Source organism: Kitasatospora cheerisanensis KCTC 2395, assembly GCF_000696185.1.
GTDB classification, from domain to species: Bacteria; Actinomycetota; Actinomycetes; order Streptomycetales; family Streptomycetaceae; genus Kitasatospora; species Kitasatospora cheerisanensis.
In genome coordinates this window covers 6,078,665-6,100,949 of sequence record NZ_KK853997.1, presented here as the reverse complement: position 1 = coordinate 6,100,949, position 22,285 = coordinate 6,078,665, and the positions used below count along the sequence as shown (strand labels likewise).

Sequence of the window (22,285 nt, the reverse complement as noted above, 5' to 3'; positions counted from 1 at the left end):
CGGCTCTGCGTTCGTCGCGCAGCGGCCGGTCAGCGGTGCGTTCCGGGCGCCACCGCGGTGGGATCGAGGTCGCCGAGCCGCGGTCGGCCCAACAGGGCGAGGGTGTCGTCGAGTTCGGCCTTCAGCAGGTCGAGGACCCGGGCGGCGCCCCGCTCTCCGTCCACGGCGAGGCCCCACAGGACGGGGCGGCCGATCAGGACGGCGCGGGCCCCGAGGGCGACCGCGAGGGCAACATCCGTGCCCGTGCGGACACCGCCGTCCAGGAGGACGGGCAGGTTCGGCGGCACGGCGGCGGCCACTTCGGGCAGCGCGGCGAGGGACGGGAGGGCACCGTCGAGCTGGCGGCCGCCGTGGTTGGAGACCAGGACGGCGTCGACGCCGTGCTCGACGGCGAGCCGGGCGTCCTCGGCGGTGAGGATGCCCTTGAGGACGATCGGCAGGCGGGTGCGGGCCCGCAGCCAGGCGAGGTCGGCCCAGGTCAGGGTGGGGTCGAACTGCTCCTTGGCGTGGTCGGCGAGGCCCGAACTGCCGCGGCCCGCACGGTGGCTGGCGGCCATCACGGCCCGGTCGACGTTGACGGCGCGGACGTGCGCGGGGATCGCGAAGCCGTTGCGGGCGTCGCGCAGGCGCCGGCCGATCCGGGGGGCGTCCACCGTGAGCACCAGGGCGCGGAATCCGGCGGCCTCGGCGCGTTCGATCAGGGCGGCGAGCACCTCGCGGCGGCGCAGCCAGTACAGCTGGAGCCAGAGCGGGCCGGTGGCGGCCTCGGCGATGGACTCCAGGGTGCGGCTGGCGAAGATCCCGGCCACCAGGAGCGCGCCGGCGCGGCCCGCGGCACGGGCGGTGGCGACCTCGCCCTCGGGGTGGAACAGCTGGTGGTAGGCCATGGGGGCGATGCCGACCGGGGTCTCCAGGCGGCTGCCGAGCAGGGTGAGCCCCTGGTCGGTGGCGGAGACGTCGACCAGGGTGCGCGGGCGCAGCCGGCACTCCTCGAACCGGGCCCGGTTGGCGGCGAGGGTGCGTTCGGCGCCGCTGCCGCCCTGCACGAAGTCCCAGATCTCGGCGGGGAGCCGGTCGCGGGCCGCGCGTTCGAAGTCCGCCAGTTCCAGCGCTTCCACGGGTCTGCCTTTCCGGGCAAGCCTCGGTCGGGCCCGCTCCGGCCCGGCAGCGTAGGAGGCCGCACCCCCAATGGTCTAGACCTTGCTTCGGCTCGAACGGCTGTGCAATCGTCGGGAAGCCGAACCGGCCCGCCGGCCGTGCCCGGCGTCCTTCCAACCTCCCCTTCGTGGAGTGGTGTTGACCGGAACCTCTTCTCCCCCGCCCCACCCGGACGACTGGGTGGACCGCTGCCTGCTGGCCGGCCCCGCCGACCAGGAGTGCCTGCGCTTCGGCGCCCCCGTGGACCGGGCCGCGCTGCGCGCCCTGGTCGCCGAGCAGGCGGCCCGGCTCACCGCCGCCGGCCTGCGCCGCGGCGGCACGGCCGCGCTGCGGCTGGCGCCCTCGCTCGGCTACACCGCCGCGCTGCTCGCCTGCTGGCAACTGGGCGCCCAGGCCGTCCTGCTGGACCACCGGCTGACCGACCACGAGGTGGCGCGCGCCGTCGAACGGCTGGCGCCCGAGGTGCTGGTCGAGTCGGCGCACGGCCCGGCGGCGGCCATGCGCGGCTTCGCCGAGACCGACCCGGTGCCGGTGGCGCTGCCGAACGGCCGCCCGGCCGCGACCGGCCACGCCCTGGTGCAGCTCAGCTCGGGCTCGACCGGCCCGGCCAAGGTGATCGCCCGGACGGCCGCCGACCTGCTGCGCGAACTCGACTGCTACGCACGGCTGGCGGAGTTCCCGAAGGCCGGCGAGCGGGTCGTCCTGCTGTCCTCGGTGGTGCACGTCCTCGGCCTGGTCGGCGGGCTGCTCAACAGCCTGCACGCCCGGGTGCCGCTGACCGTCCCCGAGCGGATGACCACGGCCGGCATCCTGGCCGCGATCGCCGCGGACGACCGGCCGACCACCGTGATCGGCGTCCCGTTCCACGCCGAGCTGCTGGCCGGGGCGAGCGACCCGCCGCCGCTGCCGCAGCTGCGCCGGATGATCGTCGCCGGCGAGCTGGTCCGCCCGGGCCTGCCCGCCGCCTTCACCGACCGGTACGGCGTGCCGCTGGGCACCATGTACGGGATGACCGAGCTCGGCGTCATCGCCACCGACCTCGACGGCGACCTGCACCCGGAGGCCGTGCCCGTGCACGGCATGGACGTGCGCGAGGACGGCGGCGAACTGCACATCGCGATGCCCGCCTCCCCGTACCCCGGCCTCACCGACGCCACCCGCTGGTCGGACGGCCGGCTGCACACCCGCGACGCCGGCCGGGTCGACCCGGCGACCGGCCGCGTCACCGTGCTCGGCCGGCGCGACTCGCAGGTCTCGATCGGCGGCCTCAAGGTCGACCTCAACGAGGTCGAGCACACCCTGGCCGCCCTGCCGGAGGTCCGCGAGGCCGTGGTGGTCTTCGCGGACGGCGCCATCGAGGCCTACCTGGCCACCGAGTGCGCCGGGACCGACGGGACCGGCGGGACCGACGGGGTCACCAGGCAGGCCGACGCCGTCCGGGCGGCGCTGGCCCGCGAGCTGGCCGCCTTCAAGCGGCCCCGGCAGCTCACCTTCCTCCCGGCCCTGCCCCGCACCGCCACCGGCAAGCTCGTCCGCGACGCCGCCGTGCTGCGCGCCGCCGCACCCTGACCGACCGCCGGTCCACCGCACCGCAACCCGACCCAGCACGAGGAGCACACCATGCAGGAGCGCATTCGCGAGTTCGTCGTCGCGGCACTCGCCGGGATGAACTACGACGTCGACGGGATCACCGGCGACACCGACCTCGGACCGGCCGGCCTCGACCTGGAGTCGCTGGCGCTCGCCGAGCTCTCGGTCCAGGTCGAGGACGAGTTCGGGGTCAAGTTCGAGGTGGAGGAGATGGAGACCACCGCGCTGATGACCGTCGACCAGTTCACCGCCGACGTGGCCCGCCGGATCGCCGCCACCGCCGCCACCGGCACCGCCGCGTGAGCACGCCCGTGCTGCCGGGCCGGGCCGAGGTCGTGGCGATGCTCGCGGCGTTCGGGCAGCGGTCCGCCGACCGCGTGCCCGAGAGCCTCGGCTCACTCGAACTCACCTGGCTGGTCGCCGAGTTCGAGCAGCGCCACGGCATCGAGCTGGACCTCTCGGACGAGCAGTTCGGCGCCGTCCGCACGGTGGACGACGCCGTCGCGGTCCTGCGCGAGGCCGTGCTCTCCGCCTCCCCCGGCGGGGTCGCCCGGTCATGAACAGCAGCGCACCGCCGGCCGGACGGCCGGTGTTCACCGGCCTCGGGGTGCTCAGCGCCTTCGGCGCCGGGCTCGCCCCGCTGGCCGCCGCGACCGCCACCGGCGGGCCGGGTTCACCGAGGTGACCCGCTTCGACGTCGCCCGGCGCGGCACCCGGCGGGCCGCCCTGCTGGCCGACCCGCCGCCGCTCGCCGCCGCGGTGCTCGGCGCCGTCGCCGACGCCTGCACGCAGTCCGAACTCCCGCACGGGGCACCGCTGTTGCTCGCCCTGCACAGCGACCTGCGGACCCGCGAGGTCGCCGCGGAGGTGTCGCGGGGCGCCGCCGCGCTCGGCCTGGCCGGGGTGACCCGGGTCTACACCGGGGCGTGCGTGGCCGCCGCCACCGCGGTGGCCGACGCCGCCGCCCTGGTCGGCTCCGGCCGGCACCCCCGGGTGCTGGTCGCGGCCGGGCACCTGGTGGAGCCGGGCGTCTTCGCGGCGTTCGACGCGGGCCGGGCGCTGGCCCGCGACGGCGAGCTGCGCCCGTTCAGCACCGGGCGCAGCGGCACCCTGCTCGGGGACGCCGCGGTGGCCGTGGTGGTCGAGGCGGCGGACGCCGCCGCCGGGCGCGGCGCCCGTCCGCTGGCCAGGCTGGCCGGCTGGGGCCGCTCCGGCGACGCGCACCACGTGTGCCGGCCGCGGCCGGACGGTGCGGGCGTGGCCCGGGCGGCCCGGTCCGCGCTGGCCCGGGCGGGGTCGCCCCGTCCGAGGTCGGCTACGTCAACGCCAACGGCACCGGTTCGCCGCTGTCCGACCTGGCGGAGGCGCGGGCGCTGCGCGAGGTGTTCGGCGAGGCGCCGGCCGGGCTGCCGGTCAGCTCCAGCAAGTCCGTCCACGGGCACGCCCTGGAGGCCTCCGCGCTGCTCGAACTCGCCGTCACCATCGGCGCGTTGGACAGCGGCCGGCTGCCGGTCAACGCCGGCTGGCTGGGCCCGGACCCGGAGATCGGGCTGAACCTGGTGCTGGCCGGGCCGCGCAGGGACGCCCGTCCGCGCTACGCGCTGAGCCTCAACTCGGCGTTCGGCGGCGCCAACACCGCACTCCTGGTGGCCGCCGCGTGAGCCGGCTGCGCACCCTCGCCACCGCGAGCTGGCCGCCCGGCGAGCCGCCGCCCCCGTTGCCCGGCTTCGCCGCCTCGGCCTTCAACCCGCTGGTCGCGGCCGTCGCCGAGCGCTGCCTGGCCGCGCACCACGGCGAGCCGGGGGAGCCGCGCCGCACCGGCCTGCTGCTCGCCAGCGCCGGGGGCGACCGGGCCACCGCGCTGGCCATCGACACCGGCGCGGAGCGGCACCGGATGCCGCCGCTGCTGTTCTTCCAGTCCAACCCGAACGCCGTCCTCGGGCACATCGCCGCCCGCTGGGGCCTGACCGGCCCGGTCGTCGCGATCAGCCCCGCGGCAGCCGCCGCACCCGGCGAAGTCCCGCCGGACGCGCTGGAGTTGGCCGCCCTGCTGCTCGCGGACGGCGACGCCGACCAGGTCCTGGTCATCGCCGCCGAACAGGCCGAACAGGCCGAACAGGCCGAGGACGCCAACGAGGCCGAGCAGGCCGCCGCGGAGGGCGGCTTCGCCACCGCCGTCCTGGTCACCGCCTGACCGCGCGCACCCGCTTTCCGACACCCCGTCCGTACGCGTCCCCGGACGCCGCACCGCACCCGCACGGCCAGCACCGTGGGAGGGATCCATCACCGTGAGCATCCGCAGCATCCGCAGCCTCCTGGCGAACGACCCGGACGTCGGCGCCGGGAACGTGCTGGCCAGCAGGATCGCCCTGGGCCTCGGTCTCGACGCCCCGCTGCTGACCTTCGACACCCCGGTCGACGGGCACGCGGCCGGGGAGGCGCTGACTTTGCGTCAGGTCGACCGCGCCGTCCGGGCCCGGGCCGCCGCCCTGCACGCCCTCGGCGTCGGCCACCGGGATCCGGTCGTGGTGTACACCACGGCCGCCGCCGACCAGGTGCTGTCCTTCCTGGCGCTGACCCGGCTCGGCGCGATCCCGGCGCTGCTCAACCCCGGCGTGGACGGCGAGCGCGCGGCCCGCTACATCGCCCGCCTCGGCGCCGTCGGCATCCTCACCGATCCCGCGCACCGGGCCGTGCTGGCCGGCCACGACCCGGCGGCCCCGGTGCTCGCCGACGCGGCCCGACTGGGCGACGCCGACCCGGAGTCGGCGCCCGCACCGTACCGGCACGCCGCGGACGACCCGGTGGCGATCACCCACTCCTCCGGCACCACCGGCATGCCCAAGGCCGTGGTGCACTCGCACGCCAGCCTGTACGCGTCGGTCCGGCACCGCGCCGCGCTGCCCCGGCCGCAGGGCATCGACCGGGTGCTCAGCGCGCTGCCCGCCGCGCACGCCGCGACCCTGATCGCGGTCAACCTGGCGCTCAGCTTCGACGGCCGACTGCACCTGCTGTCGAGCCAGTCGGGCCCGGTGGTGCTGGACGCGATCGAGCGCTGGCAGCCGCTCGCCGTGTTCGGCTTCGCCACCACCTGGGCCGACCTGGCCCGGCACGACCTGGCCGCCCGCGACGTGTCCTCGGTCGGCCTGTGGTGGAACACCGGCGACTGCGCGCACGAGGCGCACATCCGCCGCCTGATCGCCGCCGGTTCGCGCGAGACCGTCACCCGCGAGGGCCGCGGCCGGCTGCCCGGCTCGGTGTTCGTCGACGGCCTGGGCTCGACCGAGATGGGCCACTCGCACTTCCACATCACGCACGCCCCCGGCACCGAGAAGTACGGCCGCTGCGTGGGCCGGCCGCACACCTTCGTCGACTGCGAGGTGGTCGGCCCGGACGGCGAGCCGCTCGGCCCCGGCGAGGTCGGCGAACTCGCCACCGCCTCACCGACCCTGGCGCCCGGCTACTGGAACGACTCGGTCACCACCTACCGCACCCGGCTGCGCGGCCGCTTCCTCACCGGCGACCTGATGTACCGGGACGAGGAGGGCTACTACTACCACGTGGACCGGCTGGTCGACTCGGTCGACCTCGGCGGCGGCCGGCGGCTGTACACCGCGATGTCGGAGGAGCGGGTGCTGGCCGACGTCCCCGGCGTGCTGGACTGCACGGTCGTCGCGGTGAAGGACGGCGAGCGGGTGGTCACCGACGTGCTGCTGCTGCTCGCGGACGGCGCCGACCCGGCCGCCGACCGCACCGCGGAGGTGCTCGCCGCGCTCGACGAGCACACCGCCGCCACCGTCCGCTCCGTCCTGGTGGTCGGCGCCGACGACCTCCCGCTCGGCCCGACCGGCAAGGTCCGCAAGGTCCTGCTGCGCGAGCGCCACCTCGCCGCGGTGGCCGCCCGATGACCCGGCCGGGCGCCGTCGTCACCGGCATCGGACTGGTCACCTCGCTCGGCCGCAAGCCCGGCGAGGTCTTCGAGGCGCTGACCTCCGGCTTCAGCGGCATCACCGCCGTGCCGGAGGGCCACGTCGCGCACGGCTGGCTGCCCGCCGCCGGGATCGCCCCGCACATCGACGGCCGGGAGGTGCTGCCGCCGACCGAGACCCGCTGCGTCGACCGCTTCGTCCTGCTGGCGATGGCCGCCGCGGACGACGCCCTCGCCGACGCCGGGCTGCTGGTCGGCCGGGACGCCGACGCCCGCCGCACCGCCGTGGTGCTCGGCACCGGCGGCGGCGGCCTGGAGACCTACGAGCAGCAGGCGCAGCGCCGCCAGGAGCGCGGCCGACCCGGCGTCAGCCCGTACCTGCTGCCCGGGATGCTCTCCAACATGGCGACCGCCCGGATCGCGATCAAGCACGGCATCCGCGGCTTCAGCACCGCGATCGTGACGGCCTGCGCGGCCGGCGCCCAGGCGGTGGCCGAGGGCCTGCGGCTGATCCGCGCCGGCGACGCCGACGTGGTGGTGTGCGGCGGAACGGACGCCTCGCTGCACCCGACGATCGTCTCCGCCTTCACCAACGCCCGGGCACTGGCCCAGGGTTGGGACGACCCGGCGCAGGCGTCCCGGCCGTTCGACGCCCGCCGCAACGGCTTCGTGCTGGGCGACGGCAGCGCCGTCCTGGTGCTGGAGAGCGCCGAACACGCCGCCGCCCGGGGCGCGGCCGGGTACGCCGAACTGATCGGCTGGGGCTCCAGCACCGACGCCCACCACCCGACGATGCCCCGCCCCGACGGCGCGGGCGCGGCCGACGCCGTGCGCGCCGCCCTCGCCAGTGCCGGCCTGGCCCCGGCCGACATCGGCTACGTCAACGCGCACGGCACCGGCACCAGGCTCGGCGACGTCGCCGAATCGGCCGCGCTGAACGCGGTGTTCGGCGCGCACCGGCCCGCCGTCAGCTCCACCAAGGGCGCCACCGGACACCTGCTGGGCGCGGCCGGGGCGGTGGAGGCCGCCGTGACCGCGCTGGCCGTGGCCCGCGGCCTGCTCCCGCCGACCCTCAACCTGGCGGAGCCGGACCCGGCCTGCGACCTGGACCACGTCCGCGGGGCCGCCCGCCCGGCCGTCCTGCGGGCCGCGCTGAGCAACGCCTTCGCGTTCGGCGGCCACAACACCAGCCTGGTCTTCGGGCCGACGCCCACCCGCACCGCCAAGTAGCGCCGCGGCCACCCCATTCCCACTCAACTCCGCTTGCAGGGAGTCCAGTTGTCGATCCAGACGATCACCCATGTCGAGTACCACTGCGCGGACGCCGCACGGACCGCCGGCGAGCTGCAGACCGGCTTCGGCTTCCGCCGCGACGCCGAGCAGCCGGCCTGGAAGCCCGGGGTGCAGGCCGTCCACCTCCGCCAGGGCACCATCCAACTACGGCTGAAATCCAGCGAGTTCGGCGACCATCCGGTGGCCCGCTGGGTCGAGCGGCACGGCGAGGGCGTCGCCGTGCTGGCCCTCGGCTGCACCGACCCGCGGGCCGCGCTGGAGCGGGCCGAACGGCACGGCGCCGAGGTCCTGGACCGGGACGGCGCGCTGATCGCCGGCTTCGGCGACACCGCGCTGCGCCTCGTCCCACTGCCGGACGACGCCCCGCAGCCGGCCGGCGGCGAACTGCTGGACGCCCTCGACCACGTCGCGATCTGCGTGCCCGCCGGGCAGTTGGCGGCGGCCGTGCTGTTCTGCGAGGCCGCGCTCGGCATGCACCGGATCTTCGGCGAGTACATCGCGGTCGGCGAGCAGGCGATGGACTCCAGCGTGGTGCAGAGCCCCTCCGGGGACGTCACCTTCACCCTGATCGAGCCCGACACCGGCCGCCGGGCCGGCCAGATCGACACCTTCCTCGCCGACCACGGCGGCGCGGGCGTCCAGCACCTGGCACTGCGCACCGAGGACATCGCCACCGCCGTCCGCACCGCCCGCTCGCGCGGCGTCGAGTTCCTCGCCACCCCCGGCGCCTACTACGACGGCCTCGCCGAACGGCTCGGCGACACCGCCATCCCGGTGGAGACGCTGCGCGAACTGGACGTGCTGGTCGACCAGGACCACGGCGGCCAGCTGTTCCAGATCTTCGCCCGCTCGACCCACCCCCGGCGGACCTTCTTCCTGGAGCTGATCGAGCGTCAGGGCGCGGGCACCTTCGGCACCGCCAACATCAAGGCGCTCTACGAGGCCGTCGAGCGCCAGCGCGCCTCCGTCTGACCCGACCCCGCCCGCCCCGCACCCGTCCTCCGAGGAGGCACACCCCGTGACCACCGCCCCCGCGTTCGTCCTGACCCCGGCCGAGACCGCCCTGCTGCCCACCCCCGAGGAGGTCGCCGAGTACCGCGAGCACGGCTGGTACCTGTCCCGGCAGCTGTTCACCGACCGGGAGATCGACGCCCTCCAGGCCGCCACCGACGACTACTACGAGGGCCGGCGCGACCGCACCCTCGCCGTCCGGCCGCCGAACCTCGCCGCCTGGCAGCCCGCGCACGGTCCGGTCCAGCGGCACAACGACTACGTGCACTACGAGAGCGACGCGATCGCCGCGATCCTGCGCAAGCCGCTGATCGGCGCCGTCGCCGCCGTGCTCGCCGGGGCCGAGGAGATCCGGATCTTCCAGTCCACCCTCATCCTCAAGCCGCCGGTGCCCGAGGAGCCCTCCAACCAGGTGCCGTGGCACTTCGACAAGCACTACTGGCACACCTCGACCTCGGAGGAGATGCTGACCGCCTTCATCCCGTTCCACGACTGCGGGGTGGAGAACGGCACCATCACCATGGTCGACGGCAGCAACCGCTGGGAGGAACTGCCCTCCGCGGAGGACGCCACCCGGCACTTCGCCCAGCGCGACCGCTCCGAACTGGAGTCGATCCTCGCCGCCAACGCCGCCCACAACGGCGCGGAGGTCCGCAAGGTCCCGGTCGTCATCCCGCGCGGGCACGTCAGCTTCCACCACTGCCGCACCTACCACGGCAGCGGCGCCAACCTGGCCGACTTCCCGCGCCGGGCGATCTCGCTGCACCTCCAGGACGGCGCCAACCAGTACCGCCACGCCGCCCGCCCGGACGGCACCCCCGCCTCCTACAACCACGACGTGCTGGTCCGCCGCACCGCCGACGGCCGCCCCGACTACGCCGACCCCGAGATCTGCCCGGTGATCTGGCGGGGAGCCCGGTGACCGGGCTGCCCGACCTCGGCACCCCCGCCGGGCGCTACCGGATGCTGCGGCTGATCCGCGGCTTCGAGGAACTCGCCCTCGGCCTGGTGAGGTCCGGGGCGATCACCGGCGGCATCCACCCGTACATCGGCCAGGAGGCGGTGGCCGTCGGCGTCTGCTCGGCGCTGCGCCCGCAGGACCGGATCACCTCCACCCACCGCGGCCACGGCCACGTCCTCGCCAAGGGCGCCGCCCCCGACCGGCTGCTGGCCGAACTCCTCGGCCGCACCGGCGGGTTGAACCGCGGCCGGGGCGGCTCCATGCACGCCGCGGACTTCTCGCTCGGCATCCTCGGCGCCAACGGCATGGTCGGCGCGGGCGGCGCGATCGCCGTCGGCGCCGCCTGGTCCGCGCGGCAGGCCGGCGAGGACCGGGTCGCCGTCGCCTTCTTCGGCGACGGCGCACTCAACCAGGGCGTCCTGCTGGAGTCCCTCAACCTGGCCGCGATGTGGCGACTGCCGGTGCTGTTCGTCTGCGAGAACAACGGCTACGCCACCACCCTGCCGGCCGCCACCGCGGTGGCCGGCAGCGCCACCGGCCGGGCCGCCGCCTTCGGCATCCCGGCCGCCGAGGTGGACGGCATGGACACCGAGGCCGTCCGCGCGGCCACCGCCGAGGCCGTCGCCCGGGCCGCCGCCGGCGAAGGACCCGGCTTCCTCGAATGCCGCACCTACCGCTTCGAGGGGCACCACACCATGGAACGGCTGATGAAACTGCGCTACCGCACCCCGGAGGAGATCACCGACTGGCGCGGCCACGACCCGCTGCCCCGCGCCGCTGCCCTCCTGCCGCCCGGCCTCGCCGCGCAGTTGGACGCCTCGGTCACCGAACAGCTCGCCGCCGCACGGGAGTTCGCCCTCGCCTCCGAACACCCCTCGCCGGAAGGGGCGTTGGACCACCTGTACGCCGACGGGCTGCGCCCGAGGGCGGGCGCGGCGGGCACGGCAGGCGCAGCGGGCGTGTCGGCCGCGGCAGGCGCAGCGGGACCGGTGGGAGTGACGGAGTCGGCGGCGGGGACGGGGGCGCGGGCATGAGGCTCTCCTACACCAAGGCGCTCAACCGGGCCCTCGCCGACGCCCTCGCCGAGGACCCGGCGGTCTGCGTCTTCGGCGAGGACATCGGCGCCGGCCTGGCCGGCCCCACCCTGAACCTGCTCGACCGCTTCGGGCCCGGCCGGATCGTCGACACCCCGCTCTCCGAACAGGCCTTCACCTCGATGGCCATCGGCGCCGCACTGACCGGGCGACGGCCGGTGATCGAGTTCCAGATCCCCTCGCTGCTCTTCCTGGTCTTCGAGCAACTCGTCAACCAGGCGCACAAGTTCTCGCTGATGACGGGCGGTCAGGCCGCCGTCCCGCTCACCTGCCTGGTGCCGGGCTCCGGCTCCCGCGACGGCTGGGCCGGCCAGCACTCCGACCACCCGTACAGCCTGTTCGCGCACGCCGGGGTGAAGACCGTCGTCCCCGCCACCCCCACCGACGCCTACGGACTGCTCCGCTCGGCGATCGCCGACCCCGACCCGGTGGTCGTGTTCGCCCCCGCCGCCGCGCTGCCGGTCCGCGAGACCGTCACCTGGGAGCTGGCGCCCATCCCGCTCGGCACGGCCCGGATCCACCGCGCGGGCGCCGACGTCACCGTGGTCGCGGTCGGCCACCTGGTCCACGAGGCCCTGGCCGTCGCCGAGGAGCTCGCCCCGGAGATCTCCGTCGAGGTCCTCGACCCGCGCACCCTCCACCCCTTCGACTGGCCCGCCCTGGCCGCCTCCCTCGAACGCACCGGCCGCCTCGTCGTCGTCGACGACTCGAACCGGAGCTGCGGCATCGCCGCCGAGATCCTCGCCACCGCCGCCGAGGAGATGCGCCTGCTCGCCCCGCCCCGCCGGGTCACCCGCCCCGACGGCACCGTCCTCCCGTTCGCCCTCCCGCTCGACCGCGCCCTGCAACCCGGGCGCCACCAACTCCGCGACGCCGTACGCGCCGTCATGAAGTAGAGCCCGACGCCTGCCCGACGCCCGCCCGACGTCTCCCCGGCAGCGACCGCCTGCCGACGGACCGTCCCGGCACCGCCCGCCCGTACTCCACCACGGACGACGAGACCTTCCCGGCCCCGCTCGGCGAGCACCCGCCCGACCTCCCGTCCCGGCACGACAAGGACCCGGCCCGTTGAACTCCCTCAGCCCCGCGCTGCGTTCCGCCCTGACGGCGTCCACCGACGACCGGATCTTCTACGACCTGGCCGGCATCGCCCGCCGCTGCACCGCCCTGCTGGACGAACTGCCGGGCGTCGCCGTCCGGTTCGCCATGAAGGCCTGCCCGGTCGACGAGGTGCTCGCCGAACTGGCCTCCCTCGGAGCCGGGTTCGACGCCGCCGGCCCGCAGGAGATCGCCCAGGCGCTGCGCACCGGGGTGCCCGCCGACCGCGTGCACTACGGCAACACCGTCAAGTCCGACCGGGGCATCGCCGAGGCCTACCGCCTGGGCATCCGCACCTTCGCCACCGACAGCCTCCCGGACGTCACCGCCATCGCCCGGCACGCCCCGCGCTCACGGGTGTTCTGCCGCCTCGCCACCGACGGCGAGGGCGCCCTCTGGGGCCTCAGCCGCAAGTTCGGCTGCTCCCCGGCCGACGCCGTCCGCGTCCTGACCGCCGCCCGCGACGCCGGCCTGACCCCGGCCGGCCTCTCCGTGCACGTCGGCTCCCAGCAACTGACGTCCAAGGCCTGGAGCGCGGCCTTCGACCTGCTCGGCGAGGTCCTGCTCGACCTCCGGCGCCACGGCATCGAACTCGACCACCTCAACCTCGGCGGCGGCCTCCCCGCCCTCGGCTACCTCGACCGCCACGGCGCCGCCCTCGACCCGCCCCTCGACGAGATCTTCCACACCGTCCGCCAGGGCGTCGACGAGCTCCGCCGGCTCCACGGCGGCGCACTGGACTTCGTCCTCGAACCCGGCCGCCACCTGGTCGCCGACCACGGCGCCGTCCGCGCCCACGTCTACCGCCTGACCAGCCGTCAGCAGCTCGACGGCGAGCACGAGCACTGGCTCTACCTGAGCTGCGGAAAGTTCAACGGCCTCTACGAGATGGACCAGCTCCAGTACCGCCTGGTCTTCCCCACCCACCCCGACCCCGCCCCCGACCCCGTCCCCGCCGTCGTCGCCGGCCCCACCTGCGACAGCGACGACACCTTCCCCCACACCCGCACCACCGGCCGCACCCCCGTCCCCCGCACCCTCGCCTCCGGCGACCCGGTCTGGATCCTCTCCACCGGCGCCTACGCCGTCAGCTACCTCACCCAGGGCTTCAACGGCTTCACCCCCCTCCCCCACACCGTCCTCCGGCCCGACCCCGACCCCTCGACCTGACCGGCAGCACACCCTCACCTCCCCGCACCGCACCCGCCCGGGCCGAAGGCGCACCGCGATGACCTATCGTTCGTGAGGGCCACGGGGGGCAGGGACGAGGCCGTGCCGGCGGAGCGTGACTGCGGCCGGTGCCTCGACCGCGGGTCGGTGAACCGCACCCCGGCTGCGGGCACTTGGAACACGGCGCCCCCTGGCACCCCGTCCCGTCCCAGTCGTGATCGACCGCCAGGAGAACCAGGTGAACCCGAACAGCACCCTGTCCCCCGACCGCCAGGAGGCCGCCCCACCGGACCGTCGGTCCTGGTTAGTGCGGCGGGGGCTGCTCCTCGAGTCCGGGCCGCAGCGCCGGCTGGCTCTCGGCGGCTTCGTCAACCAACTCGGCACCGCGGCCTTCCTCGCGACGGCGCCGCTGTACGCGATGCGGGTGATCGGCCTGTCCGTCGGGCAGGTCGGTCTCGGCCTCGGGGTCGCCGGAGTGGTCGGCCTGCTCGCCGGGCCGCCCGTCGGGCACCTCGCCGACCGTCGCGGCCCGAACGGCGTCTTCCTGGCCACCCTGCTGATCCAGACCGCGGCCATGGTGTCGCTGCTGTTCGCCCACTCGTTCGTGGCGTTCATGGCGGCGGTGGCGGTGACCGACCTGGCCGGCGCCTCGGGGGGTGCGGCCCGCGGTCCGATGATCCGCCGGTTCGGCGGTGACGAGGTGCCGAAGTTCCGCTCCTACCTGCGCTCGGTCGCCTTCCTGGCCAGCACCTTCGGCGCGCTGGCCGCCGGCGTGGTGATCCAGCTCGACTCCTCCGCCGCCTACCGGGCGCTCATCGTCGCCAACGCCCTGACGTTCCTCGGCTGCGCGGCCGTCCTGCTCCGACTGCCCCGGCTGGAGCCGCTCCCGGCCTCGACCGGGTCGGACCGGTGGCTCGCGCTGAAGGACAGGCCGTACATGGCGTTCGTCGTGCTGGACGGCATCCTGTGGATCCAGGGCGAGGTGGTGACGTACGCGCTGCCGCTCTGGGTGGTCCTGCACACCGAGGCGCCGCGCTGGTTCACCGGCGTCGCACTCGCCGTCAACACCGTGCTGGTGGTCCTCCTCCAGATCCGCACCAGCCGCGGGATCAAGGGCGGCCGCCTCGCCGGCCGGGCCACGCAACGTGCCGGGCTGGCGTTCCTGATCGGCATGGGCGTCATCGCCCTGGCCCCGGGCCTGCCCGGCTGGGCCGCCGCCGCGATCATGCTGGCCGGCGTCGCCGTCCACACCCTCGGTTCGCTCTGGCACGCGGCCGGCTCGCTCGAACTGCGCTTCCGCCTGGCCCCCGCACACGCCCAGGGACAGTACTCCGGCATGTTCGGCATCGGCATGGGCCTCTGCTACACCGTCGCCCCCGCCCTGCTCGGCCTGCTCTGCCTGACCTGGGGCGCCCCGGGCTGGCTGGCCATGGGCACCCTCTTCGTCGCCGCCGGCCTCGCCATCCCGTTCGTGGTCCGATGGGCCGCACGCTCCCGGGAACTCGACGCCTGAGCCGTCCCACCGGGCCACCGGAGCAAGCCCTCTGACTGCACGTCACTCCGGCTTCGGCACGACGAAGTTGCCCGGCACGGTCGCGGAACAGTCGGCACCGCACACCCGCACTCTCCGCAGCGCCGAGAATCACGCGCCGCGCCAGGCCCCGCAGTTGGCCCAGTGAACGCCCCCGCCCCCACCACCGCACGTCCGGCCCACTCCCGCCCACCGGGCTCCTCGCCCGGAGTACGTCCAGCGGGCGCTGACCCAAGCCCCGGAACTCGCCTCGGCGTCCCGGCTGGAGGCGGACGAACACGGCAACGTCTCCACCACGGGCAAGGGAGCTGGGCACCTCCGCCGCGGCTGACGTCCGCCCGTCGGCCGCGCCTGCGGTCGATGCCGACCGAACGGCGGTCGGACGGCCGCGGTCAGACGGTGGACAGCAGGTTCGGGAATTCTCGCGGCTCGCCGCGGAAGACTTGTTCCGCATGCCACGCTCTGTGCCGGTCCGCGACCGGGAAGGTCCCGGGCTGCGGGCCGATCACCGGCCGACCGCTCAGGGCCAGCACGTGCTGCCTGCTGGCCTCGCTGCGGCCGACGAAGCGCCGGGAGACAAGAACGCGGTGCCCCTCCCCCAGCCCCAGGACGCCCTTGTCGAAGAGCTTGTGATGGAGTGAGCACAGGCACAGGCCGTTGTCGACCTCGTCCGGCCCGTCGTAGGACCACCACCGCACATGGGCTGCTTCCAGGCCGACCGTACTCGCGCCCAGCATCCCGTCGTAGCCGCAGAACGCGCACTGGAACTCGTAGGCCGTCAGCACGAGTTCGCGCATCCGCCGGTCTCGCTGCCGCCGTGCCGCCCGCTCCCTCGCCCCGCCCGGGACGCCCCCGGCCAGGCCCTCGGTGTCGGCCAGGTCCAGGTCGAGTCCGACGGCCTCGCACAGCTCGGTGTGCAACGACGGCGGGAAGTGGAAGTCCAGCAGCACCCGCGCCAGCCGGCCCAGCAGCGCCGGGTCCTTCCGCAGCGCCGCCCGCAGCTCGGGCGCGAGCCGCCCGGTGGCGCCGCTGGAGCGCAGTACCCGCACGCCGCTCCCCGGACTCCCGGGCCCCCGGTCGGTCCTGACCTCCCAGACGCCGTCGCTGACCAGATGGTGGAAGGGGTACGCGGGGGTGGTGGGATGGGACGGTCCGTACTCGTCGAGCAGTCGCTTCAGCTCCTCCTCGACCGTGCTGTACCGCAGTTCAGCATCGGTGTCACGCTGGTAGCTGCCCAGCGCGTACAGCAGCAGCAGTGGTTTGTGCGGCGCCCGAACGTCGTTGCTCGTCCACCGTCTCAGCTTCGCCACCCGCTCCAGCCAGTCCATAGCGGCACAGCGTATTCCGACAGCTTCGACGCCACCGCGACGGAGAGCCCGACACACGATGCCGTCCAAGGCCGCTGTGTCCGGGCCCGGCCCTGCGCGCCGAACAGCTCCTGCGCTCACCGCGGCCACCTCCCGCCGGACACCGTCCGGTCTGCCTCGAACACCCGACGGCGCTGCGCATGCCCACCGGGCCGCCCGACCGCCCGACCGCCGATCCGTCACACCCCCGCACACCGCCCCGCCCCCGCCGCGCCGCCCGGCTCCGGTGACGCGATCGTTACCCGCGCGCGTCGGCTCAGGGTCTTGGCGGGCCCCACCCCAACCCGTATGTTGTCGCAGGCAACAAATAGGCGCGCGACAGCGGTCGGCTGGTTCCCGCTACGTGTCCGCGCCCCCACCCTCCCCCACCCATGCACGTCCGGCGCAGGTCGGACACGCCCCGAAAGGACCCTGCCCATGCGCAAGGGGCTCCTGTTCGCCACCGCCGCCGTGTCGGCGGCCCTGCTCTCCACCGTCACCGCCTGCTCCTCGGCGGACTCCGGCGGCACCGGCTCCTCGGGTGCCAAGAAGCCGAAGATCGGCGTGATCCTGCCGGACAGCAAGTCGTCCGTCCGCTGGGAGACCGCGGACCGGCCGTACCTCGCGGCGGCCTTCAAGGCGGCCGGAGTGGACTACGACATCCAGAACGCCGAGGGCGACAAGCAGGCGTTCCAGACCATCGCCGACCAGATGATCACCAGCGGCGTGAACGTGCTGGTCATCGTCAACCTGGACAGCGGCACCGGCAAGGCCGTGCTCGACAAGGCCAAGGCGCAGGGCGTGGCCACCATCGACTACGACCGGCTCACCCTCGGCGGCTCCGCCCAGTACTACGTCAGCTTCGACAACACCCAGGTCGGCAAGCTGCAGGGCGAGGGCCTGACGAAGTGCCTGACCGACATGGGCGCCAAGAACCCCGTCGTCGCCGAGCTCAACGGCTCCCCCACCGACAACAACGCCACCCTGTTCGCCAACGGCTACAACGGCGTGCTGGACCCGAAGTTCGCCTCCGGGGAGTACACCAAGGGCCCCAACCAGTCGGTGCCGGACTGGGACAACGCCCAGGCGCAGACCATCTTCGAGCAGATGTACACCAGCCGGCCGGACATCGGCGGCGTCCTCGCGGCCAACGACGGCCTGGCCAACGCGGCCGTCGCCGTGCTGCGCAAGAACCACCGCAACGGGCAGGTGCCGATCACCGGTCAGGACGCCACGGTGCAGGGGCTGCAGAGCATCCTGGCGGGCGACCAGTGCATGACGGTCTACAAGGCCGTGAAGAAGGAGGCCGACGCGGCGTCCGCCCTCGCCGTCGAGCTGGCGGCCGGCAAGAAGAGCCAGACCACCGCCACCGTCCACGACCCGACCGGCAACCGGGACGTCCCGTCGGTGCTGCTGGCCCCCGAGGCGATCTTCAAGGACACCGTGCAGAAGGTCGTCGCCGACGGCTTCGTCACCAAGGCGGAACTGTGCACCGGCGACTACGCGGCCCTGTGCACGAAGAACGGGATCAACTAGCGCGCCAGGCCGTACCCGTGGGCCCCGGCCGCCGCCCGGCCGGGGCCCGCCCCGCCCATCCCCAGGAGCCCCACCCATGGCAGAAACACCAATCCTCGAACTGCGCGGGATCGACAAGAGCTTCGGTCCCGTCCAGGTCCTGCACGACGTCGCGCTCAGCGCCTACGCGGGGCAGGTGACGGCACTCGTCGGCGACAACGGCGCCGGCAAGTCGACGCTGGTCAAGTGCATCGGCGGAATCCACCCCATCGACGCCGGGAGCTACCTCTTCGAGGGCCGCCCGGTGCAGGTGCACAGCCCGCGCGAAGCCGCCGCGCTCGGGGTGGAGATCGTCTACCAGGACCTCGCGCTCTGCGACAACCTCGACATCGTGCAGAACATGTTCCTCGGGCGGGAGAAGCTCCGCGGCCTGGTGCTCGACGACTCCACGATGGAGGAGATGGCCGCCGCGACGCTCCGGAGCCTCTCGGTCCGCACGGTCAAGTCCCTTCGCCAGAAGGTCTCCAGCCTCTCCGGCGGCCAGCGCCAGACCGTCGCCATCGCCAAGGCGGTGCTGTGGAACAGCAAGCTGGTGGTCCTCGACGAGCCGACCGCGGCCCTGGGCGTCGCCCAGACCGCGCAGGTCCTCGAACTGGTGCGCCGACTGGCCGACAACGGCCTGGCCGTCGTCCTCATCTCGCACAACATGAACGACGTCTTCGCGGTCTCCGACCGAATCGCCGCACTGTACCTCGGCCGGATGGCCGCCCAGGTCAAGGCCACCGACGTGACGCACGCTCAGGTCGTCGAACTGATCACCTCGGGCCGCAGCGGCGACCTGGGCCCGCAGACCAACCCCCACGGAGCCGCCGCATGACCGCCCCCGCCCCCGAGACGTCGGAGAAGCCCGAGGGACCGGACCTGCCCGCCGCCCCCTCGCCGGACCGGCCCGCGGCCACCGGCCTGGACGCGGTCGGCCGCGGCTACCTGGAGCAGGTGCGCGCCGGCGAGCTCGGCGCCCTGCCCGCCGTCGCAGGCCTGGTCGTGCTGTGCGTGTTCTTCTCCCTGCTGCGCCCGGTCTTCCTGTCCAACCTGAACTTCGCCAACCTGCTCACCCAGAGCGCCGGCAGCATCGCCATCGCGATGGGACTGGTCTTCGTCCTCCTCCTCGGCGAGATCGACCTGTCGGCCGGCTACGCCAGCGGGGTCTGCGCCGCGGTGCTGGCGATCCTGCTGACCGACCACGGCTGGCCCTGGTACGCGGCGGTGGCCGCCGCCGTACTGACCGGCGCGGCCATCGGGCTGCTGCTCGGCACACTCGTCGCCAAAGTCGGCATCCCGTCCTTCGTGGTGACGCTCGCCGCGTTCCTCGGCTTCCAGGGCGTCGTGCTGATGCTGCTGAAGGAAGGCACCAACATCTCCGTCAAGGACCCGACCGTCCTGGCGATCGCGAACGACAACCTCAGCCCGGTGCTGGGCTGGCTGCTGCTGGCCGGCTGCGCCGCCGGGTACGCCGCCCTGCAGTTGCGCCGCAGCCGCGACCGCCGCGGCCGGGGCCTGGCCGGAACCCCGGCAGCCCTGCTGGCGATCCGGATCGGCGCCGTGGTGGTGCTCGGCGGCGCGGCCGTGTACCTGCTCAACCAGGAGCGCAGCCGCAACGTGCTGGTCGGCTCGCTGAAGGGCGTGCCGATCGTGGTGCCGGTGATCGGGGCCCTGCTGCTGCTCGGCACCTTCGCCCTCCAGCGGACCCGCTTCGGCCTGCACGTCTACGCCGTGGGCGGCAGCCCGGAGGCCGCCCGCCGGGCCGGCATCAACGTGGCGTTCATCCGGATCGCGGCCTTCGTCATCTGCTCCTGCCTCGCCGCCGTCGGCGGCATCGTCGCCGCCTCCCGGGGCAACTCGGTGGACCCCAACACCGGTGGCAGCAACGTCCTGCTGCTCGCCGTCGGCAGTGCCGTCATCGGCGGCACCAGCCTGTTCGGCGGCCGGGGCCGGGTGGTGGACGCGGTGCTGGGCGGCCTGGTCGTCGCGGTGATCCAGAACGGGATGGGACTGATGGGATACAGCTCGGGCGTCAAGTACGCTGTCACGGGCTCGGTCCTGCTGGTGGCCGCCGGTGTGGACGCCATGTCCCGCCGCCGCACCGCCCGACGATGAGAGCCGCCCGCGATGAAAGCCGGTCCTTCCCAGGAAGAGGTCCGCCAGCACAACCTGGGTGCGCTGCTGCGCCACGTGCACTTCCAGGGGCCGACCTCGCGTGCCGTGCTGGCCGCCGAGTTGGGCCTCAACCGCAGCACCATCCTGGGCCTGGTCGGCGAGCTGACGGCCGCGGGCCTGGTCCGCGAGGAACTGCCGCAGGAGACCCGTCGCGCCGGCCGGCCCTCACTGGTCGTCAAACCGGAGTCCACCCGCGTGCACGTCCTCGCGGTGGACCTGGGGGTGGAACGGCTGGCGGCGGCCCTGATCGGGCTCGGCGGCGTGTTCCTGGGCCGGCGCGAGTGCCCGTGGCCCGACGGGCACCCGGCCGATCCGGCCCAAGTCGCCGCCGTCCTGGCCGAGTTCGCGGAACAGATGCTGGCGGACGCACCGGCCGGCGGGTCCTGCGTCGGCGTCGCCGTGGCGGTGCGCGGCATCGTCCGCCACCCCGACGGGCTGATCGGGCTCACCCCCAACATGGGCTGGAGGGACCTCGACTTCACCGGCGCGTTCGCCGACCGGCTCCGCCTGGACGTCCCGGTGCTGATCGCGAACGAGGCCAACCTCGGCGCGCTCGCCGAGCACCGCCGCGGGATCGGCCGCGGCAGCCAGAACCTGGTCTACCTCCACGGCGAGGTCGGGATCGGCGCGGGCGTGATCAGCGGCGGCGAACTCCTGCGCGGCGAGCGCGGATACGCCGGCGAGGTCGGCCACATGACCGTCAATCCGTTCCAGGGCCGGCCGTGCGGCTGCGGCGCCCGCGGCTGCCTGGAGGCCGAGGCCGGTGAACGCGCCCTGCTGGAGGCGGCCGGCCGCGACGTCCGCACCACCGGGACCGACGCCGTCCGGTCGGTGGTCACCGCCGCCGACCTCGGCGACGTCACCGCCCGCGCAGCCCTGCACCGCGTCGGCGACTGGCTGGGCATCGGCATCGCCAACGTCGTCAACCTCTTCGACCCCGACCTGGTCGTCCTCGGCGGCACCCTCCGGGACGTCTTCCTCGGCTCCGCCGCGCAAGTCCGCAGCCGCATCAACACCAACGCCCTGGCCGCCCTGCGGGAGAACCTGCGCCTGCGGGTCAGCGAACTCGGCGACGACACCATCCTGATCGGCGCCGCCGAACTGGCCTTCTCCGACATCCTCACCCGCCCCCTCGAAACCCTCACCCGCACCACGCCCCCACCCCCCACCCCTGACCGGCCCCGCAGACCCGGAGCACCTCGAGATCCAACGCCGAGACCGACTCTTCGGAAGCATGTGCAAGTACCAACGCGCCGCGCGACCAGATCGGATGATCTGTCGTCACCCGCAGCCCCGACGACCGTCATGCGACCGCCAGTTGACCGGACGTCAGAGAGCCGGCACCTGGCTTCCCAAGTGCCGGCTCTCACCATCGACATCGCTGTCTGGCTGACAGAATCTGCCCCTGCGGCCCCTTGCCCCCGGTCCTGGCGCGAGTCGCTTCCGCAGGTCAGGGCCCACCAAGTTCACCACACGGGCACAGTCGACTGCAGTTGTCGAGTTCCTCGCACACCGTGTGATCCTGGGGCCGCCGCCACTCCCAGGTGGCTAGTTGGCACCGATCCTGTTCTTGCGACGTCCGCTGTTCCACGCCTCGATGACGAGCCGGTACGCAGCCATCTTCCGGGATCCAGTGCCGTCCGACTTCGAGCCGTAGCCCGTTGCCTGGCTGCGCGCATCTCCGATGAGTCGCGCCGCCGAAGAGCGCTTCGCCAACTTGCGAGCGAGCTCATCAAGGTCGGCATCGCCGCTGATGACGTCACGGTGCCGGCCGAGAAACTCGCCCAGTCCGCCGACGACGATCCCATCCCATGCCTCTGCGGTGCGACCGTAGGCCGCTTCGGCAACGGTGAGAACGTCGTCCAGCACATCAGGACCGTACTTGTCGGTGATCGCCAGGATTCCCTGAACGGCACCGATCTGGTTGGACGAGGTGCTGCCTATCTTGAGACCGTGCGAAACAAGCACGTTCTCAGTGTCGACGAACAGCGGCAGGCCGGCCGTGAGGCCAATCCGGTACTCGTCGTGAGCGTTGGTCTTCGATGCTTCCCTGTTCTTGATGAGGAACAGAGTGGCTTCTTCTTGGATCGTCAAGCCGCGATGGACCTCTGCCACGAGCGTGTCGATGCCCGCGATGCGGCACGCTTCACGACGGTGCTGCCCGTCGATGATGTACAGATCGCCGTTCGACCGCTGGGAAACGATGATCGACCCGAGCGCATGCGGCTTGATCTCGGCGGCAATTGCCCGAGCACGGGCCAGGTTGAGCGTACGCTGAGCTTCCTGTTCGATCTTGAGGTCAGCCGCAGCGACCTTCACCCCGTAGTCAACAGGGTGCTCCGGCAGCTCGTAGCGGTACTTCTTCGCCATAGG

At 74.0% G+C, this 22,285-nt stretch carries 20 protein-coding genes and 3 pseudogenes; 20 read left to right on the top strand and 3 right to left on the bottom strand.

The window, feature by feature from the left end; all coding sequences use genetic code 11:
- Nucleotides 1-29: 29 nt before the first annotated feature.
- Nucleotides 30-1,118 (bottom strand): alpha-hydroxy acid oxidase, encoded by a 1,089-nt coding sequence (locus tag KCH_RS27500; protein WP_035867409.1) that lies wholly within the window; start codon nucleotides 1,116-1,118, stop codon nucleotides 30-32.
- Nucleotides 1,119-1,290: 172 nt separating this feature from the next.
- Here KCH_RS27500 and KCH_RS27495 point away from each other — a divergent pair, with 172 nt between their 5' ends.
- The 16 genes and pseudogenes from KCH_RS27495 to KCH_RS27435 all read left to right on the top strand — a co-directional run bounded on the left by KCH_RS27495 (nucleotide 1,291) and on the right by KCH_RS27435 (nucleotide 14,816).
- Entirely contained in the window at nucleotides 1,291-2,727 is a 1,437-nt protein-coding gene (locus tag KCH_RS27495) for a class I adenylate-forming enzyme family protein (protein ID WP_063750190.1), read from the top strand.
- A gap of 51 nt (nucleotides 2,728-2,778) precedes the next feature.
- Entirely contained in the window at nucleotides 2,779-3,051 is a 273-nt protein-coding gene (locus KCH_RS27490) for an acyl carrier protein (protein WP_035867407.1), read from the top strand.
- Complete coding sequence (locus KCH_RS27485; protein ID WP_035867405.1) at nucleotides 3,048-3,308, top strand: hypothetical protein; 261 nt, start codon at nucleotides 3,048-3,050, stop codon at nucleotides 3,306-3,308. The genes KCH_RS27490 and KCH_RS27485 overlap by 4 nt, the downstream gene beginning before the upstream one ends.
- Complete coding sequence (locus KCH_RS46230) at nucleotides 3,305-3,433, top strand: hypothetical protein (RefSeq protein WP_279635915.1); 129 nt, start codon at nucleotides 3,305-3,307, stop codon at nucleotides 3,431-3,433. The genes KCH_RS27485 and KCH_RS46230 overlap by 4 nt, the downstream gene beginning before the upstream one ends.
- Nucleotides 3,430-3,843 (top strand): annotated as a pseudogene (locus KCH_RS46695) (beta-ketoacyl synthase N-terminal-like domain-containing protein); the annotation flags it as partial. The gene KCH_RS46230 and the pseudogene KCH_RS46695, both read left to right, overlap by 4 nt.
- A gap of 134 nt (nucleotides 3,844-3,977) precedes the next feature.
- Nucleotides 3,978-4,205, top strand: a pseudogene (locus tag KCH_RS45020) (3-oxoacyl-ACP synthase); the annotation flags it as partial.
- 33 nt (nucleotides 4,206-4,238) lie between these two features.
- On the top strand, nucleotides 4,239-4,409 hold the full coding sequence (locus KCH_RS45015) for a hypothetical protein (protein ID WP_244305745.1): 171 nt from the start codon (nucleotides 4,239-4,241) through the stop codon (nucleotides 4,407-4,409).
- Complete coding sequence (locus tag KCH_RS27475; protein WP_063750189.1) at nucleotides 4,406-4,942, top strand: beta-ketoacyl synthase N-terminal-like domain-containing protein; 537 nt, start codon at nucleotides 4,406-4,408, stop codon at nucleotides 4,940-4,942. Before KCH_RS45015 ends, KCH_RS27475 begins: the two co-directional genes overlap by 4 nt.
- Nucleotides 4,943-5,036: 94 nt before the next feature.
- Nucleotides 5,037-6,656, top strand: coding sequence for a class I adenylate-forming enzyme family protein (locus tag KCH_RS27470; RefSeq protein ID WP_035867404.1), 1,620 nt, complete (start codon nucleotides 5,037-5,039; stop codon nucleotides 6,654-6,656).
- Nucleotides 6,653-7,906, top strand: coding sequence for a beta-ketoacyl-[acyl-carrier-protein] synthase family protein (locus KCH_RS27465; protein WP_035867401.1), 1,254 nt, complete (start codon nucleotides 6,653-6,655; stop codon nucleotides 7,904-7,906). The genes KCH_RS27470 and KCH_RS27465 overlap by 4 nt, the downstream gene beginning before the upstream one ends.
- 48 nt (nucleotides 7,907-7,954) lie before the next feature.
- Complete coding sequence (gene hppD, locus KCH_RS27460; protein ID WP_035867399.1) at nucleotides 7,955-8,941, top strand: 4-hydroxyphenylpyruvate dioxygenase; 987 nt, start codon at nucleotides 7,955-7,957, stop codon at nucleotides 8,939-8,941.
- Nucleotides 8,942-8,987: 46 nt separating this feature from the next.
- Complete coding sequence (locus tag KCH_RS27455; RefSeq protein WP_035867397.1) at nucleotides 8,988-9,902, top strand: phytanoyl-CoA dioxygenase family protein; 915 nt, start codon at nucleotides 8,988-8,990, stop codon at nucleotides 9,900-9,902.
- Complete coding sequence (locus KCH_RS27450) at nucleotides 9,899-10,975, top strand: thiamine pyrophosphate-dependent dehydrogenase E1 component subunit alpha (RefSeq protein ID WP_244305454.1); 1,077 nt, start codon at nucleotides 9,899-9,901, stop codon at nucleotides 10,973-10,975. The genes KCH_RS27455 and KCH_RS27450 overlap by 4 nt, the downstream gene beginning before the upstream one ends.
- A complete protein-coding gene (locus KCH_RS27445) occupies nucleotides 10,972-11,931 on the top strand; it encodes an alpha-ketoacid dehydrogenase subunit beta (protein ID WP_035867395.1) in 960 nt (319 codons plus the stop codon). Before KCH_RS27450 ends, KCH_RS27445 begins: the two co-directional genes overlap by 4 nt.
- A gap of 172 nt (nucleotides 11,932-12,103) precedes the next feature.
- The gene (locus KCH_RS27440) at nucleotides 12,104-13,303 is read left to right on the top strand and encodes a type III PLP-dependent enzyme (protein ID WP_035867392.1); all 1,200 of its coding nucleotides are present in this window, start codon (nucleotides 12,104-12,106) and stop codon (nucleotides 13,301-13,303) included.
- A 214-nt stretch (nucleotides 13,304-13,517) separates the two neighbouring features.
- A complete protein-coding gene (locus KCH_RS27435; RefSeq protein ID WP_051653497.1) occupies nucleotides 13,518-14,816 on the top strand; it encodes an MFS transporter in 1,299 nt (432 codons plus the stop codon).
- Nucleotides 14,817-15,226: 410 nt separating this feature from the next.
- Here the strand turns inward: KCH_RS27435 and KCH_RS27430 are convergent, their stop codons facing one another.
- Complete coding sequence (locus KCH_RS27430; protein WP_035867391.1) at nucleotides 15,227-16,162, bottom strand: phosphorothioated DNA-binding restriction endonuclease; 936 nt, start codon at nucleotides 16,160-16,162, stop codon at nucleotides 15,227-15,229.
- 456 nt (nucleotides 16,163-16,618) lie between these two features.
- Between KCH_RS27430 and KCH_RS27420 the strand changes: the two genes are divergently transcribed.
- The 4 genes and pseudogenes from KCH_RS27420 to KCH_RS40100 form a co-directional block, all read left to right on the top strand.
- Nucleotides 16,619-17,716, top strand: coding sequence for a sugar ABC transporter substrate-binding protein (locus tag KCH_RS27420; protein ID WP_035867386.1), 1,098 nt, complete (start codon nucleotides 16,619-16,621; stop codon nucleotides 17,714-17,716).
- 76 nt (nucleotides 17,717-17,792) lie between these two features.
- Complete coding sequence (locus KCH_RS27415) at nucleotides 17,793-18,572, top strand: ATP-binding cassette domain-containing protein (RefSeq protein WP_035867385.1); 780 nt, start codon at nucleotides 17,793-17,795, stop codon at nucleotides 18,570-18,572.
- Nucleotides 18,569-19,852, top strand: a complete 1,284-nt coding sequence (locus KCH_RS27410; protein ID WP_084223952.1) for a sugar ABC transporter permease — start codon at nucleotides 18,569-18,571, stop codon at nucleotides 19,850-19,852. Before KCH_RS27415 ends, KCH_RS27410 begins: the two co-directional genes overlap by 4 nt.
- Before the next feature lie 12 nt (nucleotides 19,853-19,864).
- Nucleotides 19,865-20,959: pseudogene (locus KCH_RS40100) on the top strand (ROK family protein); the annotation flags it as partial.
- Nucleotides 20,960-21,460: 501 nt separating this feature from the next.
- Here KCH_RS40100 and KCH_RS27400 read toward each other — a convergent pair.
- On the bottom strand, nucleotides 21,461-22,282 hold the full coding sequence (locus KCH_RS27400; protein WP_035867379.1) for a ParB/Srx family N-terminal domain-containing protein: 822 nt from the start codon (nucleotides 22,280-22,282) through the stop codon (nucleotides 21,461-21,463).
- Between the last annotated feature and the right edge of the window lie 3 nt (nucleotides 22,283-22,285).

Bases quoted from the DNA above. Each gene is read 5' to 3' on its own strand.
- KCH_RS27490 (WP_035867407.1), top strand. From the start codon at position 2,779: ATGCAGGAGCGCATTCGCGAGTTCGTCGTCGCGGCACTCGCCGGGATG.
- KCH_RS46230 (WP_279635915.1), top strand. From the start codon at position 3,305: ATGAACAGCAGCGCACCGCCGGCCGGACGGCCGGTGTTCACCGGCCTC.
- KCH_RS27465 (WP_035867401.1), top strand. From the start codon at position 6,653: ATGACCCGGCCGGGCGCCGTCGTCACCGGCATCGGACTGGTCACCTCG.
- KCH_RS27445 (WP_035867395.1), top strand. From the start codon at position 10,972: ATGAGGCTCTCCTACACCAAGGCGCTCAACCGGGCCCTCGCCGACGCC.
- KCH_RS27430 (WP_035867391.1), bottom strand. From the start codon at position 16,162: ATGGACTGGCTGGAGCGGGTGGCGAAGCTGAGACGGTGGACGAGCAAC.
- KCH_RS27420 (WP_035867386.1), top strand. From the start codon at position 16,619: ATGCGCAAGGGGCTCCTGTTCGCCACCGCCGCCGTGTCGGCGGCCCTG.
- KCH_RS27415 (WP_035867385.1), top strand. From the start codon at position 17,793: ATGGCAGAAACACCAATCCTCGAACTGCGCGGGATCGACAAGAGCTTC.
- KCH_RS27410 (WP_084223952.1), top strand. From the start codon at position 18,569: ATGACCGCCCCCGCCCCCGAGACGTCGGAGAAGCCCGAGGGACCGGAC.
- KCH_RS27400 (WP_035867379.1), bottom strand. From the start codon at position 22,282: ATGGCGAAGAAGTACCGCTACGAGCTGCCGGAGCACCCTGTTGACTAC.